Consider the following 13384-nt stretch of genomic DNA (forward strand, 5'->3'; position numbering starts at 1 on the left):
TCAGTAGCCCCGGGCGATGAAGTAGTCGGCGATCTCTCCAAGCAGACGCTTCTCCTCGGAGTCGGGAAGGATCGAGAGCGCCTCTTTGGCGATGGTGGCACGCTCGACGGCTTTTTCCCGGACGGTGTCGATGATGCCCGCGCCCTGCAACCGTGCGATGAGACCGTCGATCTCCTCGGCCGAGAGGCTCCGCCGGTAGGGAGCGAGGTCGATCCCTTTCTCGCGCGCGAGGATGGCGATCAGGGTCTGCTTCCCCTCCCGGATATCCGACGCCCGGTCCTTGCCGCTCTTCTCGGTGCTCGCGAGAAGGTCGATAAGGTCGTCCTGGATCTGGAAGGCGATACCGCTGTTCACGCCGAACTGGTAGAGGGCGTCTGCCTGGACCGGCGTTGCGCCCGCAAGCATCCCGCCGATGGCGGCGGATGCGCCGTAGAGCACACCGGTCTTCTTGCTGACCATCTCGAGATACTCCATCTCCGAGACGTCGTCCCGCTTCTCGAACGCCATATCCATGCTCTGCCCCTCGCAGATCTCGGCACATGTCCGTGCGAGCATCTTCGTCGCGTGGACCTTCGCGAGGTTGTCGGCCTCGGAGAGGCAGATGAACTCAAACGCCTTCGCGTAGAGGACATCGCCTGCAAGGATCGCGGTCGGCTCGTCCCAGACCGTGTGGACGGTCGGAACACCGCGCCGGGTGACGTCGCCGTCCATGATGTCGTCATGGATGAGGGTGAAGTTGTGGGTCAATTCCAGCGCGAGGGCCGCGGGGATCAGGTCGTCGGAGGAGCCTTTCCTCACCGCGTCCGCGGCGAGGATGACGACCACCGGGCGGAGCCTCTTGCCCCCTGCAAGCAGCAGGTGGGCGCTCGCCCGGAAGAGGTCGCCGTGGACATCTCCGAAGTAGCGGTTGATCACTTTGTCGATCCGATCGGCGTTCTTCTCCAGGTAGTCTTCAAGCGTCGTCATGCCGTCCTCTCTCTTACTTGATCAGCACCTTGTTCCCGTTCCTCACGACGTGGAGGTCGTTTCCGAGCGTGTACCCCATCTCCTCCGCGAACTTCGCGTACCCTCCGGTCATCCCGATGTCGCCGTGCGACGGGATGATGTGCTGGGGGTTCAAGAGGTGCAGGAACTCGTAGTGGTCCTCCCGGTAGGCGTGGCCCGAAACGTGCAGCTCGTCGAAGATCCGCACGCCCGCCATCTTGGCGCGTGCCTCGACCAGGTAGCGCTGCCCGTAGTTCATCGGGTTCGGGATCACCTTCGCTGAGAAGAGGATCTTGTCGCCCTTCTCCAGTTTGTAGGGGGTGTCGCCCATCACGATCCTCGTGAGGATCGCGCCCGACTCTCCCTGGTGGCCTGTGACGATCGGGAGGAACTTGTCCTTCCCGGTCTTCATGATCCGGCGCAGCGTCCGGTCCACGGTCCGGCGGTTGCCGAACATCGAGAGGGTCTCGGGGAACCCGACCAGCTTGAGCTGCTCGGCCGCGGAGCTGTAGCGCTCCATCGACCGGCCGAGCAGGACCGGTTTTCTGCCGATCTCGTGGGCGCACTCGGCGATGGCCTTGACACGGGAGATATGCGAGGAGAACGTCGAGACGAAGAGAGCGCTCTTGTCGTCCTCGTAACTCGTGATGGTGTCTCTGACGAGGTCCCGCGCGATCCGCTCGCTCGGGCACCGCCCGTTATCGGCGATATTGACGCTCTCGGTGATGAGGGCGATCACGCCCTCCTTCCCGATCTGGCGCAGCCGCGCGAAGTCCGGGGGAGCCCCGAGCACCGGCGTCCGGTCGAGCTTGAAGTCGTTTGCGTAGATGACTGCGCCCTCCGGGGTGTGCAGGACCGGGAAGACGGTGTCGATGATCGAGTGCTGGGCCTGCACGAACTCGAGCGTCAGGTGCGGGGAGATGGTGTAGCGCTGCCCGGCCTTCAGGGCGAAGAGCTTATTGTTCACCCCGAACTTCTGCTCCCCGGCGATCTGCTGCCGGATCAGCTCCGAGGTATAGGGCGTGCTGATGATGGGCGCATTGTAGCGGTGCGCAAGCTTCGGGATCGCACCGATATGGTCCAGGTGTCCGTGCGAACAGACGATCGCCTTGACACTCCCCTCTATTGCATTCATGATGGTGTCATCAGGAATGGCCTTCATCGCGATCAGGTCCAGGGAATGCATGTTCTCGATGTCAGCATCCTCGTGGATCATCACCTGGTCGAGACGCAGGCCCATATCAAAGATGACAATCTCTTTTCCGCAGCGGACGGCAGTCATATTTCTGCCGACTTCGTTATACCCGCCCACTGCTATGATCTCAATATCCATGTAGCCTCCTTGTTGGATGGTTTTTTGTTGTTAGTCGCTGGTCTCAATCATCTGCCGGGTCAATCCGGTGATATACGTCCGTGCGTGCGCGAGACTCCCGACCGTGCGGGATCCCGTCAGGAACATCGCGACCGCGAGTTCCCGGTGTATCGCCTCGACGGCTGCAAAGAGAGCGTCGTCGCTCTCCATGGCCGGTTTCAAGAGAGGGAGCGCCATGCCCCCCAGATCCGCCCCGAGCGCAACGGCTTTTGCGATATCGATCCCCGATCGCAGACCGCCCGTTGCGATGATCGGGCCGCCGGTCTTCCGTACCTCACAGAGGCTCACCACGGTCGGTATGCCCCAGGAGAGGAATGCTTCGCCGAGATCGGCAAGGTCGGAGTCGTTCGCCCGCAGGCATTCGATCTTTGCCCAGGACGTCCCTCCGTAGCCGCCGATATCAATGGCGCTTGCTCCTGCTCCCCAGATTGCCCTTGCAGTTCCGGCAGCTATGCCGGAGCCGGTTTCCTTCACGATGACCGGACGGGAGAACTCCTCACAGAGGCTCCGGAGCGCTTCAAGGCTCCCCTCCGCGTTGTGATCGCCCTCCGGCTGGATCGCTTCCTGAAGCGAATTGACATGGATGGCGATCGCCTGTGCGTCGATCATCTCGACGGCCCGTTCCGCCCACTCGATGCCGTGGTCGCGGAGCTGGATGATCCCCAGGTTGGCGCAGAGGAAGGCATGTGGCGCCTCCTCGCGCACGATGGTGAAACTCCCCTCCAGTTCGGGCTTCTCCAGTGCCGCTCGCTGAGAACCGACGCCCATGCCGAGGTTGAACCGTTCGGCCGCGCGTGCGAGCCGCCGGTTCACCTCCAGGGTGTCCGGGTGTCCTCCGGTCATCGCTGCAATGAAGAGAGGGGAGCCGAGTGTCGCGCCGAGGAACCTGGCTCTGGTATCGATCGTGTCCATGTCGCATTCGGGAAGGGCGTTGTGGACCAGCCGGACGTCGGAGAACCCGGCATCGCCTGCCTCTATGGGCTTTTCGGCGCAGATGACCAGGTGGTCCCGTTTCCTTGACGACGTGACGGTCTCTCCCGTCATGGCGCATCCCTTCCGATGGTCGTTCCCCCGTGTCCGGTATCGTCCAGGAACCTGTCTATCTTTGATACGTGGAATATATGCGACTCGATCCCGGCGTCGGCAAGCTCGAGGAGTTCCATGATCTTTCCCCGCATGCCCCCGGTCACGTCGGTCTTCCCCGACCCGCCGATATCGAGCGTCGCAACATTCTCCCGGTCGATGCGCGGGACGACCGACCCGTTCTGGAGGACGCCGGGAACGTCCGTCGCAAGTCCCACGCGCCTGCTCGAGAGTTCGACGGCAAGCCGGGTCACGAGCTGGTCGCCCGACACGATGCAGGACCCCTGCAGACGGTCCATCACCACGTCGCCGTGCAGCACGGGCACAATCCCGTGTTCTGTCATCTCGACGATGTGGCGGGTCTCGAACGAGACCAGCCGTCCGCCTTCGGCGAGACCGAGGTCGAGCGGGTGGATACCGATCGCTTCGACCCCTGCATCCCGCAGAGATCCGACGACCGCGGCGTTCAGGCGTGAGACGGCCGCGTGCGTCTCATAGATTCCGGGGACGTTCTCCCCGGTCAGGCCGTCGCCGATACGGTAGCGCCGGGCCTCCGGGTGCCCGCACGACCCCGCGCCGTGGACGAGGACGAGTGCCGCTGCTCCCCGCGCGGCAAGGTGTGCCGCGATCTCGCGCAGGCGGGCGTGATCGATGGCGCATTCACCGGATTTATCGGTGATCACGCTGCCCCCCAGTTTCAGTACCACGGTCTCAGTCATGCTTCTCTTTTCTCGCGCCGTCCGTATCGATCGTCGTGATGATCGCCTTGCCTTCGCAGGCCTCGATGGCCCCGGCAACCCGGCTCTTCGAGCGCCGGGGACAGAGGGCGATGATGCACCCGCCGCCGCCGGCACCGGTGATCTTCGCGCCGTAGGCGCCGCTCGCCCTCGCCGCAAGCACGAGTTTGCTGCTCGCGGGGTGCCCCACGCCCAGCGCCTCCAGGAGGGCGTTGTTCATGTCCATATACTGCCCGAGCTCCTTCGGGTTATTGATGCTGTGCAGCGCGGCAAGCGTCAGGGCCCCGATGGCATCGAGTATCGGGTTTGCGACATCCGGGTGCTTCTTCTGCAGGCTTCCTACCTGCTCGACCATCTTTGCGGTGCTGTGCGGCACCAGGGTGTTTCCCACGACGACCTGCAGGCCCTGCGGCGGGAGACGGCGCTTGGAGTTCCCGGTGATGAGCACCATCCCGCCGTTTGTCGAGACGTAGGTGTCGGTAGGGCTTGCCCGCCCGTTCTGGACCTTCTTCTCGATATTGAACGCGATATCCGCGATCTCGTCCCGGCTGCGGCCGATCCCGAACTCGTCGTTGATCGCGCAGAGCGTCGCCACCGTCACCGCGGCCGAAGAGCCGAGCCCCGACGAACTCTGGAGCTGGGAGTGGATGTAGACGCTGCCTCTGACGCCCATCCTCCGGAAGCATTCATCGATGTAGGGAGACTTCGCGCGTGTCGGATTTCGCGACTTCCTCACCGTGACGTAGACACGGGGTTTTATCGCCATCGCGACGCCCGGTTTCCCATAGACCACGGCATGCTCTCCAAAGAGGAAGACCTTGCCCGGCGCGCTCCACGTTGCCAATCACACCACCGCTATCGCAGCATACCCCACTACCTGATCGAGGTCTTCCGTCACGTCGCCGCTCGTCGTGTACCGCAACAGTTCCGCCCGTGTCGCACCGAGCGACCGGCAGGCGATGCACGTCGTTGCTATGGGGCCGTAACCGCAGGCTGTCGCTCCCGTCTCCTGGAGCCGCCGGTAAAACTCCGGCACGTCCAGGGTTCTGAGCGCCTCGATCGCGTAGAGGTCGTGTTGTCGGGCCGTCGCGTCCGGGACGTAATGCGAGAAGTCGCTTGAGGCGACGATGCGCACATCCCTTCCCGTGCGCTCGATCGCCCGGAGGACTTTCTCCGCAAGGGCAGCCGCCGCCTCGGAGCGCTGGTCCCCCATCAGGACGGGGGCGACCCGCGCCCGCGGGAACCGGTACTTGATGATCGGCATCTGGACCTCGACGGAGTGTTCGTTCCGGTGCGAGATCTCGTCGATCTCGATACCCAGTGCCTCGACGAACGCCGTATCGACGTCGACGAGTCCAAGCGGCGTCTCCCACGGCACCGCGGAGGCACAGGTCATGTACCCCCGGTGGCTCGGGCCGATGACGACGAACGTGCCGTCAAAATCAGGCGGGATGGTAGAGAAAGCACAGGCCGCCGTCTCCCCCGAATAGATGTAGCCCGCGTGGGGGGAGACGATCCCCCGGGCGTCGAGGCCCGGGCCCCTCTTCTGGAAGAATGTCTCCAGCAGCTGCTCCAGATGCCTGGGCTCGGCAGGATAGAACATTCCCGCTACACTGCATGGGCGCATATCCATCAAGGTCGGGCTCTTGTGCCTTCTATCTTATAACTCTGTCTCAAAGTCTTCAGGGGTGAGCGATGTGGTCACACCGCGCGCACGGAGCATCTCTTTGGTCAGGAGGTAGTAGATCATCGAGAGCGCCTTTCTGCCCTTATTGTTCGTCGGGATGACCACGTCGACGTACTTGGTCATGTTGTTGGTGTCGCAGAGGGCGACGATCGGGATACCCGCCTGCACCGCCTCGGTGATCGCCTGGGAGTCGCCGATGGGGTCGGTCACGATGACCACTTCGGGCTCGATGTATTTGTTCAGGCGCTGGTTGGTGAGCATGCCCGGGATGAAGCGGCCGATGACCGACATGCCGCCGACGGCGTCGGCGAACTTCCGTGCCGGGTACTGGCCGTACTGCCGGGAGGTGACGACCAGGATCTTTGCCGGGTCATACTGCGAGAGGAACTTCGCCGCAGTCTTGATCCGCTCGTCGGTCGCCTGGATGTCCAGGATATAGAGCCCATCCCCGCGGACGCGGTAGATGAACTTCATCATGTCCTTGCTCTTCTGCTGGGTGCCGATGTGCACGCCTGCTGCGAGGTACTCTTCAACGGGCACCAGTGGTTCTTTCAGTTCAATCTCGAGTTCGTTTCCAGTCAAGTTAGATCAGCTCCTCTATACGAATCAGTTCATTCAGCTTTGCTATCCGTTCTCCGCCGACTGCGCCGGTCTTGATGAAGATGCATCCGAACGCGGTCGCAAGGTGCGCGATCGTCGCGTCGGTGGTCTCCCCTGACCGGTGGCTCATGACGGTCTCCATGCCGCTCTCCTGAGCGAGGCGGATAGCCTCGAAGGTGTCGGTGAGCGTTCCGATCTGGTTTGGTTTGATCAGGACGCAGTTTGCCGCGCAGGTCTCGATACCCCTCGTGATCCGCTCGACGTTGGTCACGAAGAGGTCGTCGCCGCAGATCAGGCAGCGGTCGCTGACCTGGTCGGTCAGCTCGGCAAACGCCTCGAAGTCCTCCTCAAAGAGGGGGTCCTCGACGTAGACGAGGTTGTAGCGGTCGACGAGGTCTGCCATGTAGGCGATCTGGTCCTCGCGGGTCCGCGCAGCGTCCCGATAGCGGTAGCGCTCGCCGTCCCAGAGTTCGCTCGCCGCGACGTCGACGCCCATCCGGACCTCGACGTTCGTCTCGTCGGAGACCGTGGCGATCGCCTCGCTGATGATCTCGAACGCCTCGACATCGGAGATTGCAGGTGCCCAGGCACCCTCGTCTCCTTTGCCGGAGAGTTTGCCCCGCTCCTGCAGGATCTTCTTTACGGTCTTGTGAACGGCAGCGTTCACGAAGACGCCTTCCGTCGCGCCGGATGCCCCGGTGGGAACCACCAGGAACTCCTGGATCGACGTGGCGTTCGGGGCGTGCGCGCCGCCGCCGATGACATTGCCGAGCGGCAGGGGCGTCTCGCTCGCGAACGCGCCGCCCAGATACCGGAAGAGCTCCAGGTTCAGGGACGATGCGGCCGCCTTTGCACAGGCAAGGGAGAGTGCCACGGCGACGTTCGCGCCGATGCCACTGAAGTCCGGCGTGCCGTCGCTCTCGCGGAGCAGTGCGTCGAAAGTGATCTGATCGCGGGTGTCTTCACCGATGAGCGATGGAATCAGGGTTCTTTTTGCATCCTCGATAGCCTCGCGCGGCGACCGCACCTTCGCTTCATAGGTCCCGGTGCTCGCGCCGCTGGGTGCCGCTGCCCGCCCGAAGCCGCTCTCCGTGTAGATCTCGGCCTCGACGGTCTCATTCCCGCGGCTATCCAGGATTGTTCTCAGAGTTATCTGTTCGATGGTCGTCATCAGATCACTACTTTCTCTTCACCGTAATAGGGATCACGTCTAGATCGAACTCGGCGAGTGCGATCTCAAGCGGCTCTGTCCGGGTCGTGTTAACCAAAACCGGTGCACCCATCGATATCTGCAGAGCACGAGCCCCTATGATCCGCGCTCGTTCATACCGGGTATACGATTCCATCGTGCGCCTCAAAATCATTAATAATAAATGGGGTCGCTGAGATTTGAACTCAGGTCACAGCATCCCGAACGCCATAGGATGGCCAGGCTACCCCACGACCCCTCATTGGTACGGATTCAGGTCCTCCACAAGTTCTTTGTGTGTCAGCAGCATCCGCCTGCAGCAATAACGCTCCAGGCCGAGATCGTCGAGGATCCGTCTTGGATCCTCGCCTGCATCTCGTCGCTCCTTGAACTCCTTCCAGGTTGTAGAGACGACCTTACCGCATGTAAAACATCGTACTGGTATCATATAAGTTGTCCTGCATCCCTTATATGTTTTTCGGCCTCACCGGTAGGACTTCTGGAACTTTGCGCGTGCACCGCGGCCGTGCGGCTTCTTGGTTTCCTTCTGCCGCGAGTCATTGACGAGCAGCGTCCGGTCGTACGCGACGAAGGCTTCCTTGATCTGGGGGTCGTTGTGCCATTCCACAATCCCGCGCGCAAGCGCCGTCCGGATTGCCTCGGCCTGGCCCATCGTACCGCCGCCTGCGACGTCGATTGCCGCGTCGACACCGTCGAGCGCGTTCGGCATCAGCAGCAGCGGCTCGGCGATCTTCAGGCGAATCAGCTCGGTCCCGAAGATCTCGAGAGGTACGGAGTTGATGCGGACCCGGCCGTTGCCGGGCTTTAAGGTCGCGCGGGCGATTGCCGTCTTTCTCTTACCGCTTGTATTGATAACCTTTGCCATTCCATCACCCTGTTTAATACTTTGCTCCGAGGTTGGTGCTTATCGCCCCGACGGTCACGTATCTCGGGCTGCTCAGCCGGCTGAAGTGGGCGGACTCGAGAGACTCCGTCTCCATTCCGACGAGGTCCACCGGAACGCCGACGTAGGTCTTGATCCGCTTGAACGCGGCGATACCGCGCTCGCGCTTGTAGGGAAGCATTCCGCGGATGGTGCGCTTGACGATATGGTCGGGCCTGCGCGGGAAGAACGGGCCGCCCTCGCGGGATCCGCGCTCGCGCTTCGTGGTGTAATTCTCAATTACCTGCGCCCTGCTGCCGGAGATGATTGCCTTCTCCACATTCACGATGGCGATCTCTTCGCCCGCGAGCGCACGCTGCGCGACGATGCTGGCCATTCTTCCGAGCAGTAGTCCGTCTGCATCGATTACTGTAACCATCCGTCTCACCTGAGGATCCGTATTCTGCTCCCCGCCGGGTTATCCCGGACGAGGTCCTCGATAGTCATGCACGTCCCGTTCGCACCCGTGATCTTGCTCACGGCGGCCTCAGAGAAGTCCAGCGCGGCGATCTTCACCGGCAGGTTGAGCGCACCGCTGCCGAGCACCTTGCCCGGCACCAGGATCGTCTCGCCTTCGTTCGCGTAGCGGTCGATCTTGCTGAGGTTCACCTCGGCGTAGTTCTTCCGGGGCGCATCGAGTCTCCGTGCGATCTCGCGCCAGATCTTAGCTTCGTTCACCCGCGACGCGTCTTTCAGCGTCACGATGAGGGCGGCCAGCCGGGGGTTTGATTTATCGGTTGTCTTGGTCATTCAGTCCCCTCTCCCGTTATCTCGTTCATCACGTCTACCAGGTCGTCTGATGCTTTCTGGATATACTGTAGCGCTCTCTCGATGATCTCCCGAACGGGCATCGATCCGTCGCCTTCCACCACAAAGATGAATTTCCCTGCCTCGGTGCCGATGTGGATGGCTGCTTCAGAGCCGATCCCGCCGGCGAGGCATGCCCGCTCGCAGAGCCTGCAGAGGGAGCAGAATTCTTCCTGCCCTGCTTTGACCCTGACTCTGCCCTGTCCCGCTTCAAGGACATGGCGCGGGCACTCTTCGACGCACATGCCGCACCCGTCGCACCGCTCGTCGATGGCGATCACCGGGTAGTTCTTGTAGCCGCAGGCGGTCGTCGCCTGCCACTTGGCATGCTCTTTTCCGGTGCCGACGGTTGCCTGGGCCTCGAGCACGATCTTCTGGTCCTCGGCGAGGTCGATGATGGGGATCTTCTCCTCTGCCGGTGCGGCGTCGGGGTCCTGGGGTATGAGGTCGCTTGAGCAGACCGTCCTGGGACCCTCGACGGAGAGCGTGTAGGTGGCGGTGCAGGCTGAGCACCCGGCGCCCTCGCAGGAACACTCGCTGCGCGGTTTGTAGACCTTGAGGTCGGTCCGCAGGGGGATGAGCCCCAGCCGGTGCGTCAGCATCTCGTCGAAGAGGACGCTTGTGTTGTCGTAGATGCGGACATCTTCGATGGCGAGCGTCGGCACCTCGCTGATCATCGCCCGCCTAAACATGTTGGCGAACGATGTGGAAACGCCGCTGATGGTGAATTTGGCGACTCTCTCATCCAGTCGAGAAAACGCTAACTCCATTACACTCTCCTTCCTCTCCGGCCGCCCTTTCCGCGGATGCTGTCGTGGGGGACCGGGGTGACGTCTTCGATGCGGCCGATCCGCATTCCGGCACGGGCCAGAGCGCGGATGGCTGCCTGAGCGCCGGGACCGGGGCTCCGCTGCTTGCCGCGTCCGGGTGCGCGCACCTTGACGTGGACACCGACGATCCCCTTGTCGCGGGCGTTCTGTGCGACCTGGATTGCCATCTGCATGGCTGCGTAAGGAGAGCTCTCGTTTCTGTCCTGCTTCACGACCATGCCGCCGCTGCTCTTGGTGACCGTCTCGGCCCCGGAGAGGTCGGTGATGGTGATGATGGTATTGTTAAAGGAGGCAAAGATGTGCGCGATGCCCCATTTCTCTTCTGCCATGGTTTTACCTCACTCCTGCGCGGGCGATCCGGCTTCTCTCGGGGTGGACGTCGTTCATGAGCGGGGAGGGGCCGTAGTAGGTGATCTCCTGCTCCTCTGCCCGTGCGACCCGGTATCCCGGGATGGTTACCCGGCGGCCGCCGATCGCGATGTGTCCGTGGACGATGAACTGGCGGGCCTGCTTGGGGGAGCGGGCGAATCCTCTGCGGAGGACCAGCGTCTGGAGGCGGCGGTCGAGCTGCTGCTCGACTTTGAGCGCGAGAACTTCGCCGATGTCGGCACCCTCGCCGACGAGGCCGTAGCGGTAGAGGTGGTTGACGAGCTCGTCCCGCTTCTTCTGGTAGTCCTCTGAGAGGCCTCCCGACCGGAGCGCTACAAGCTCACGGGCGGCGGCGCGGTACTTCCGCAGCACGCTCTGGGCCTTCCAGAGTTCGCGCTTGTTCCGCAGGCCATAGTCGATGAGGAGCCGCTTCTCGTCCTCAAGTCTCGTCTTCTCGAACCGCCGCTTGGGCGTCGCGTACTGCTTGTGGTTCTTTCCGGGGTATCCCATTCAATCACCCAATTAGTCCTTCTTTCTCTTGACGCCGACGGTCGTGCCCGTTCTGCCGGTGGACTTGGTGCGCTGGCCACGGACCTTCTGTCCCGTCTCGTGCCGGATGCCGCGGTAGCTGCGCATCTTCCTCATGCGGTTGACGTCGTCCTCGTTCATCATGGAGAGGTCGGTGCCGAGGAGGTGCCGAACTTCTCCGGTGTAGACGTCTTTCTTGCGGTTGGCCATCCAGGCGGGCACCTGCTCAAGGTAGGTGTCGACTACGTTTGAGATCCGGGCGACGGACTCGTCGTCCATCTTACCGAGCACGGCAAGGGGATCGACCTTGGCGAGGGCGGCGATGGTGCGCGAGGTGTGCGGACCGATGCCCATGATGCCGGTCAGTGCGATGTGCACCCTCTTGGTGCCGTCGAGATCGGTGTTCCTGACTCGAACAAAGTACTTTATCTCTTCTTCATCCATGTGATCGCCTCATCATCGACGTTGTCGGTGAAAGCGCTGAGGGAGGGATTTGAACCCTCGAGTCCCAGGGGGACACAGGTTTAGCAAACCTGCGCCATACCAGGCTTGGCTACCTCAACATAGAACTTCGCATCTTTCGATACTCGCAACACACAGGTGTTGCTCCAGACACAGCATTCTATGACTTGTGCCTATAGATTTTGGTACGGCAGACTAATAATAATTGTGGTGGCCCGGGACCGGGATGGCAGGTGGCGCCGGCCTCCAAAGGCATCCTTCGCGAGCCGTAACCTGCACCTGACGGGCATGAGCCCGTGCCGTCGTCACCCCTTGCACCAATGCCTCACGCGAAGCCGCGAAGCCGCGAAAGGGCTGCTAACCCTGACTTCGCGTTCTTCGCGGCTTCGCGTGAGCCCGAGAATCAACCCGCGGTTTCCGTCAGGGCGACCGGGGGGCCCGCTCGACACCGCTGCCGATCAACCCCGACGCGACGATGGGGAGCGCGATCGTGGCGTCGCAGAAACACTGGACGCGCGGGCACGCCGGCGCCTCCTTGCCCCAGCTGATCGCCTCTTCAAACGTGCACCCGGAGAGCCCGCCCCAGTGGGGGGCGTCGGTGGTGTACTGGATGGCGTAGGCGTGGCCGCCGAGGTGCTGCTCGTGGATCGAGGCGATGACCTGGGTCTGCTGGATGAAGTTCTTCGGGACGCCGCCGCCGACGTAGATGACCCCGGTCTTCTTCGACTCCTCGACCATCCGCGTGATCTCGTCGGTGTCGGCGAGCTGGTCGATGTCGACGTCGACCCCGCGCCGGCGGGCCATGACGAGGCCGATCCCGATGGAGGAGTCGCCGAGGGCGGGGATGAAGATCGGGACGCCGTACTCGGCGCAGGTGGCGACGAGCGACTGGCCTTCCGGCCGCCGTTCGCGGAGCCACTCCCCGAGGAGCCGGATGAACTCGCGCGACGAGCCCCTGAACGGTGCAATCTCGTCGGCGAACTTCGAGATCTCGGCGTCGATGCCCCTGAACTCCTCTTCATACGCGAAGACGTCGTAGATGCGGTCGATCCCCTTCTCGAGAAGCGCGGCATCGTCGGCGTGGTGGTGGCCGAGGTAGTGGCGGACGCCGAGGTGCTCGCAGGTGTCGTGGAAGATGTTTGCGCCCGTCGAGACCAGGACGTCGATGTAGCGGTGCCTGACGAGTTCGATCAGGATGTTCTGCATACCTGCCGGGATCATCGCTCCCGACAGCCCCATGAAGATCGTGCAGTCCGGATCTCTGACCATCCCGGTCCAGATGCCGAGCGACTCCCCGAGCTTTCGCCCCTGAAAGCCGGTCTTGCTCATAGACTCAAGGAGTGCCGTTACATCCCTGTTCGGTTTGACTGGCTGCGTTGGTTTCATGGAAAATCCTGGTATCCGTTTCTGGCTATGGTGTATTAATGGTTGGGGGGCGGCTCGCTCATCGGGGAAGGAGCTCGAGCACCGGCGGGTGCGAGCGGGGGTCGGGGTTCTGGAACTATCTTATATTGTAGGTGGGGGCGCGGTGAGGGAGACCTGCCTCCGGGCCGCCCCCTGTCGCCATCCCCGGCGTCGCCCTGTCTACGATGATGCTCCCGCTCAACGGACCTACCTGACTTCGCGTTCTTCGCACCTGGCGGTGCTCATGCTCGCTTTGCTCGCAAGTCGCACCTCCGGTGCTCCAACTCCGCTCCGCAGGAGCGTCGTTCTTCGAAGCCTGAGGGCTTCTCATGCTCACTTCGTTCACGCTTCGAAGCCTGAGGGCTTCTCATGCTCACTTCGTTCACGCT

At 62.6% G+C, this 13384-nt stretch carries 18 protein-coding genes and 2 tRNA genes; all 20 read right to left on the reverse strand.

What is annotated here, in order from left to right; translation table 11 throughout:
• The 20 genes from F8E02_RS11780 to F8E02_RS11875 all read right to left on the reverse strand — a co-directional run bounded on the left by F8E02_RS11780 (position 1) and on the right by F8E02_RS11875 (position 12977).
• Positions 1 to 966 carry a polyprenyl synthetase family protein gene (locus F8E02_RS11780; RefSeq protein ID WP_317065789.1) on the reverse strand — a complete coding sequence of 322 codons (966 nt, stop codon included), beginning with the start codon at positions 964 to 966 and terminating at the stop codon, positions 1 to 3.
• 13 nt (positions 967 to 979) lie between these two features.
• Complete coding sequence (locus F8E02_RS11785) at positions 980 to 2317, reverse strand: RNase J family beta-CASP ribonuclease (RefSeq protein WP_317065790.1); 1338 nt, start codon at positions 2315 to 2317, stop codon at positions 980 to 982.
• 30 nt (positions 2318 to 2347) lie between these two features.
• On the reverse strand, positions 2348 to 3400 hold the full coding sequence (gene fni / locus F8E02_RS11790; protein ID WP_317065791.1) for a type 2 isopentenyl-diphosphate Delta-isomerase: 1053 nt from the start codon (positions 3398 to 3400) through the stop codon (positions 2348 to 2350).
• Complete coding sequence (locus F8E02_RS11795) at positions 3397 to 4158, reverse strand: isopentenyl phosphate kinase (protein ID WP_317065792.1); 762 nt, start codon at positions 4156 to 4158, stop codon at positions 3397 to 3399. Before F8E02_RS11795 ends, fni begins: the two co-directional genes overlap by 4 nt.
• On the reverse strand, positions 4151 to 5020 hold the full coding sequence (gene mvk, locus F8E02_RS11800) for a mevalonate kinase (protein WP_317065793.1): 870 nt from the start codon (positions 5018 to 5020) through the stop codon (positions 4151 to 4153). Before mvk ends, F8E02_RS11795 begins: the two co-directional genes overlap by 8 nt.
• Positions 5021 to 5809: an AmmeMemoRadiSam system protein B gene (gene amrB, locus F8E02_RS11805; protein WP_317065794.1), complete on the reverse strand. Its 789-nt coding sequence runs from the start codon at positions 5807 to 5809 to the stop codon at positions 5021 to 5023.
• A gap of 27 nt (positions 5810 to 5836) precedes the next feature.
• Positions 5837 to 6445 (reverse strand): 30S ribosomal protein S2, encoded by a 609-nt coding sequence (gene rpsB / locus F8E02_RS11810; RefSeq protein WP_317065796.1) that lies wholly within the window; start codon positions 6443 to 6445, stop codon positions 5837 to 5839.
• 1 nt (position 6446) lies between these two features.
• Positions 6447 to 7634, reverse strand: a complete 1188-nt coding sequence (eno, locus tag F8E02_RS11815) for a phosphopyruvate hydratase (RefSeq protein WP_317065797.1) — start codon at positions 7632 to 7634, stop codon at positions 6447 to 6449.
• Between the two features lie 7 nt (positions 7635 to 7641).
• Entirely contained in the window at positions 7642 to 7809 is a 168-nt protein-coding gene (locus tag F8E02_RS11820) for a DNA-directed RNA polymerase subunit K (protein WP_317065798.1), read from the reverse strand.
• 28 nt (positions 7810 to 7837) lie between these two features.
• A tRNA-Pro gene (locus F8E02_RS11825) sits at positions 7838 to 7911 on the reverse strand.
• Positions 7912 to 8100 (reverse strand): DNA-directed RNA polymerase subunit N, encoded by a 189-nt coding sequence (locus F8E02_RS11830; protein WP_317065799.1) that lies wholly within the window; start codon positions 8098 to 8100, stop codon positions 7912 to 7914. It lies immediately after the preceding tRNA gene.
• A gap of 36 nt (positions 8101 to 8136) precedes the next feature.
• Positions 8137 to 8538, reverse strand: coding sequence for a 30S ribosomal protein S9 (locus F8E02_RS11835; RefSeq protein ID WP_317065800.1), 402 nt, complete (start codon positions 8536 to 8538; stop codon positions 8137 to 8139).
• A 13-nt stretch (positions 8539 to 8551) separates the two neighbouring features.
• Entirely contained in the window at positions 8552 to 8974 is a 423-nt protein-coding gene (locus F8E02_RS11840) for a 50S ribosomal protein L13 (protein ID WP_317065801.1), read from the reverse strand.
• Between the two features lie 5 nt (positions 8975 to 8979).
• Complete coding sequence (locus F8E02_RS11845; RefSeq protein WP_317065802.1) at positions 8980 to 9345, reverse strand: 50S ribosomal protein L18e; 366 nt, start codon at positions 9343 to 9345, stop codon at positions 8980 to 8982.
• A complete protein-coding gene (locus F8E02_RS11850) occupies positions 9342 to 10172 on the reverse strand; it encodes a DNA-directed RNA polymerase subunit D (RefSeq protein ID WP_317065803.1) in 831 nt (276 codons plus the stop codon). The genes F8E02_RS11845 and F8E02_RS11850 overlap by 4 nt, the downstream gene beginning before the upstream one ends.
• Positions 10172 to 10561, reverse strand: a complete 390-nt coding sequence (locus F8E02_RS11855) for a 30S ribosomal protein S11 (protein WP_317065804.1) — start codon at positions 10559 to 10561, stop codon at positions 10172 to 10174. The genes F8E02_RS11850 and F8E02_RS11855 overlap by 1 nt, the downstream gene beginning before the upstream one ends.
• A gap of 4 nt (positions 10562 to 10565) precedes the next feature.
• Positions 10566 to 11111 carry a 30S ribosomal protein S4 gene (locus F8E02_RS11860; RefSeq protein ID WP_317065805.1) on the reverse strand — a complete coding sequence of 182 codons (546 nt, stop codon included), beginning with the start codon at positions 11109 to 11111 and terminating at the stop codon, positions 10566 to 10568.
• 12 nt (positions 11112 to 11123) lie between these two features.
• Complete coding sequence (locus tag F8E02_RS11865) at positions 11124 to 11573, reverse strand: 30S ribosomal protein S13 (protein WP_317065806.1); 450 nt, start codon at positions 11571 to 11573, stop codon at positions 11124 to 11126.
• A 34-nt stretch (positions 11574 to 11607) separates the two neighbouring features.
• Positions 11608 to 11692 (reverse strand) — tRNA-Ser (locus F8E02_RS11870).
• A gap of 319 nt (positions 11693 to 12011) precedes the next feature.
• The gene (locus F8E02_RS11875) at positions 12012 to 12977 is read right to left on the reverse strand and encodes a deoxyhypusine synthase (RefSeq protein ID WP_317065807.1); all 966 of its coding nucleotides are present in this window, start codon (positions 12975 to 12977) and stop codon (positions 12012 to 12014) included.
• Between the last annotated feature and the right edge of the window lie 407 nt (positions 12978 to 13384).

This window comes from Methanoculleus caldifontis, assembly GCF_032842345.1.
Lineage (GTDB): Archaea > Halobacteriota > Methanomicrobia > Methanomicrobiales > Methanoculleaceae > Methanoculleus > Methanoculleus caldifontis.

Excerpts from the sequence above, each read along its gene's own strand:
- F8E02_RS11875 (WP_317065807.1), bottom strand. The coding sequence starts at position 12,977 with ATGAAACCAACGCAGCCAGTCAAACCGAACAGGGATGTAACGGCACTC.
- eno (WP_317065797.1), bottom strand. The coding sequence starts at position 7,634 with ATGACGACCATCGAACAGATAACTCTGAGAACAATCCTGGATAGCCGC.
- amrB (WP_317065794.1), bottom strand. The coding sequence starts at position 5,809 with ATGGATATGCGCCCATGCAGTGTAGCGGGAATGTTCTATCCTGCCGAG.
- F8E02_RS11860 (WP_317065805.1), bottom strand. The coding sequence starts at position 11,111 with ATGGGATACCCCGGAAAGAACCACAAGCAGTACGCGACGCCCAAGCGG.
- F8E02_RS11820 (WP_317065798.1), bottom strand. The coding sequence starts at position 7,809 with ATGGAATCGTATACCCGGTATGAACGAGCGCGGATCATAGGGGCTCGT.
- fni (WP_317065791.1), bottom strand. The coding sequence starts at position 3,400 with ATGACGGGAGAGACCGTCACGTCGTCAAGGAAACGGGACCACCTGGTC.
- F8E02_RS11865 (WP_317065806.1), bottom strand. The coding sequence starts at position 11,573 with ATGGATGAAGAAGAGATAAAGTACTTTGTTCGAGTCAGGAACACCGAT.
- F8E02_RS11840 (WP_317065801.1), bottom strand. The coding sequence starts at position 8,974 with ATGGTTACAGTAATCGATGCAGACGGACTACTGCTCGGAAGAATGGCC.
- F8E02_RS11830 (WP_317065799.1), bottom strand. The coding sequence starts at position 8,100 with ATGATACCAGTACGATGTTTTACATGCGGTAAGGTCGTCTCTACAACC.
- F8E02_RS11785 (WP_317065790.1), bottom strand. The coding sequence starts at position 2,317 with ATGGATATTGAGATCATAGCAGTGGGCGGGTATAACGAAGTCGGCAGA.
- F8E02_RS11850 (WP_317065803.1), bottom strand. The coding sequence starts at position 10,172 with ATGGAGTTAGCGTTTTCTCGACTGGATGAGAGAGTCGCCAAATTCACC.
- F8E02_RS11855 (WP_317065804.1), bottom strand. The coding sequence starts at position 10,561 with ATGGCAGAAGAGAAATGGGGCATCGCGCACATCTTTGCCTCCTTTAAC.
- F8E02_RS11780 (WP_317065789.1), bottom strand. The coding sequence starts at position 966 with ATGACGACGCTTGAAGACTACCTGGAGAAGAACGCCGATCGGATCGAC.
- F8E02_RS11835 (WP_317065800.1), bottom strand. The coding sequence starts at position 8,538 with ATGGCAAAGGTTATCAATACAAGCGGTAAGAGAAAGACGGCAATCGCC.
- F8E02_RS11795 (WP_317065792.1), bottom strand. The coding sequence starts at position 4,158 with ATGACTGAGACCGTGGTACTGAAACTGGGGGGCAGCGTGATCACCGAT.
- F8E02_RS11845 (WP_317065802.1), bottom strand. The coding sequence starts at position 9,345 with ATGACCAAGACAACCGATAAATCAAACCCCCGGCTGGCCGCCCTCATC.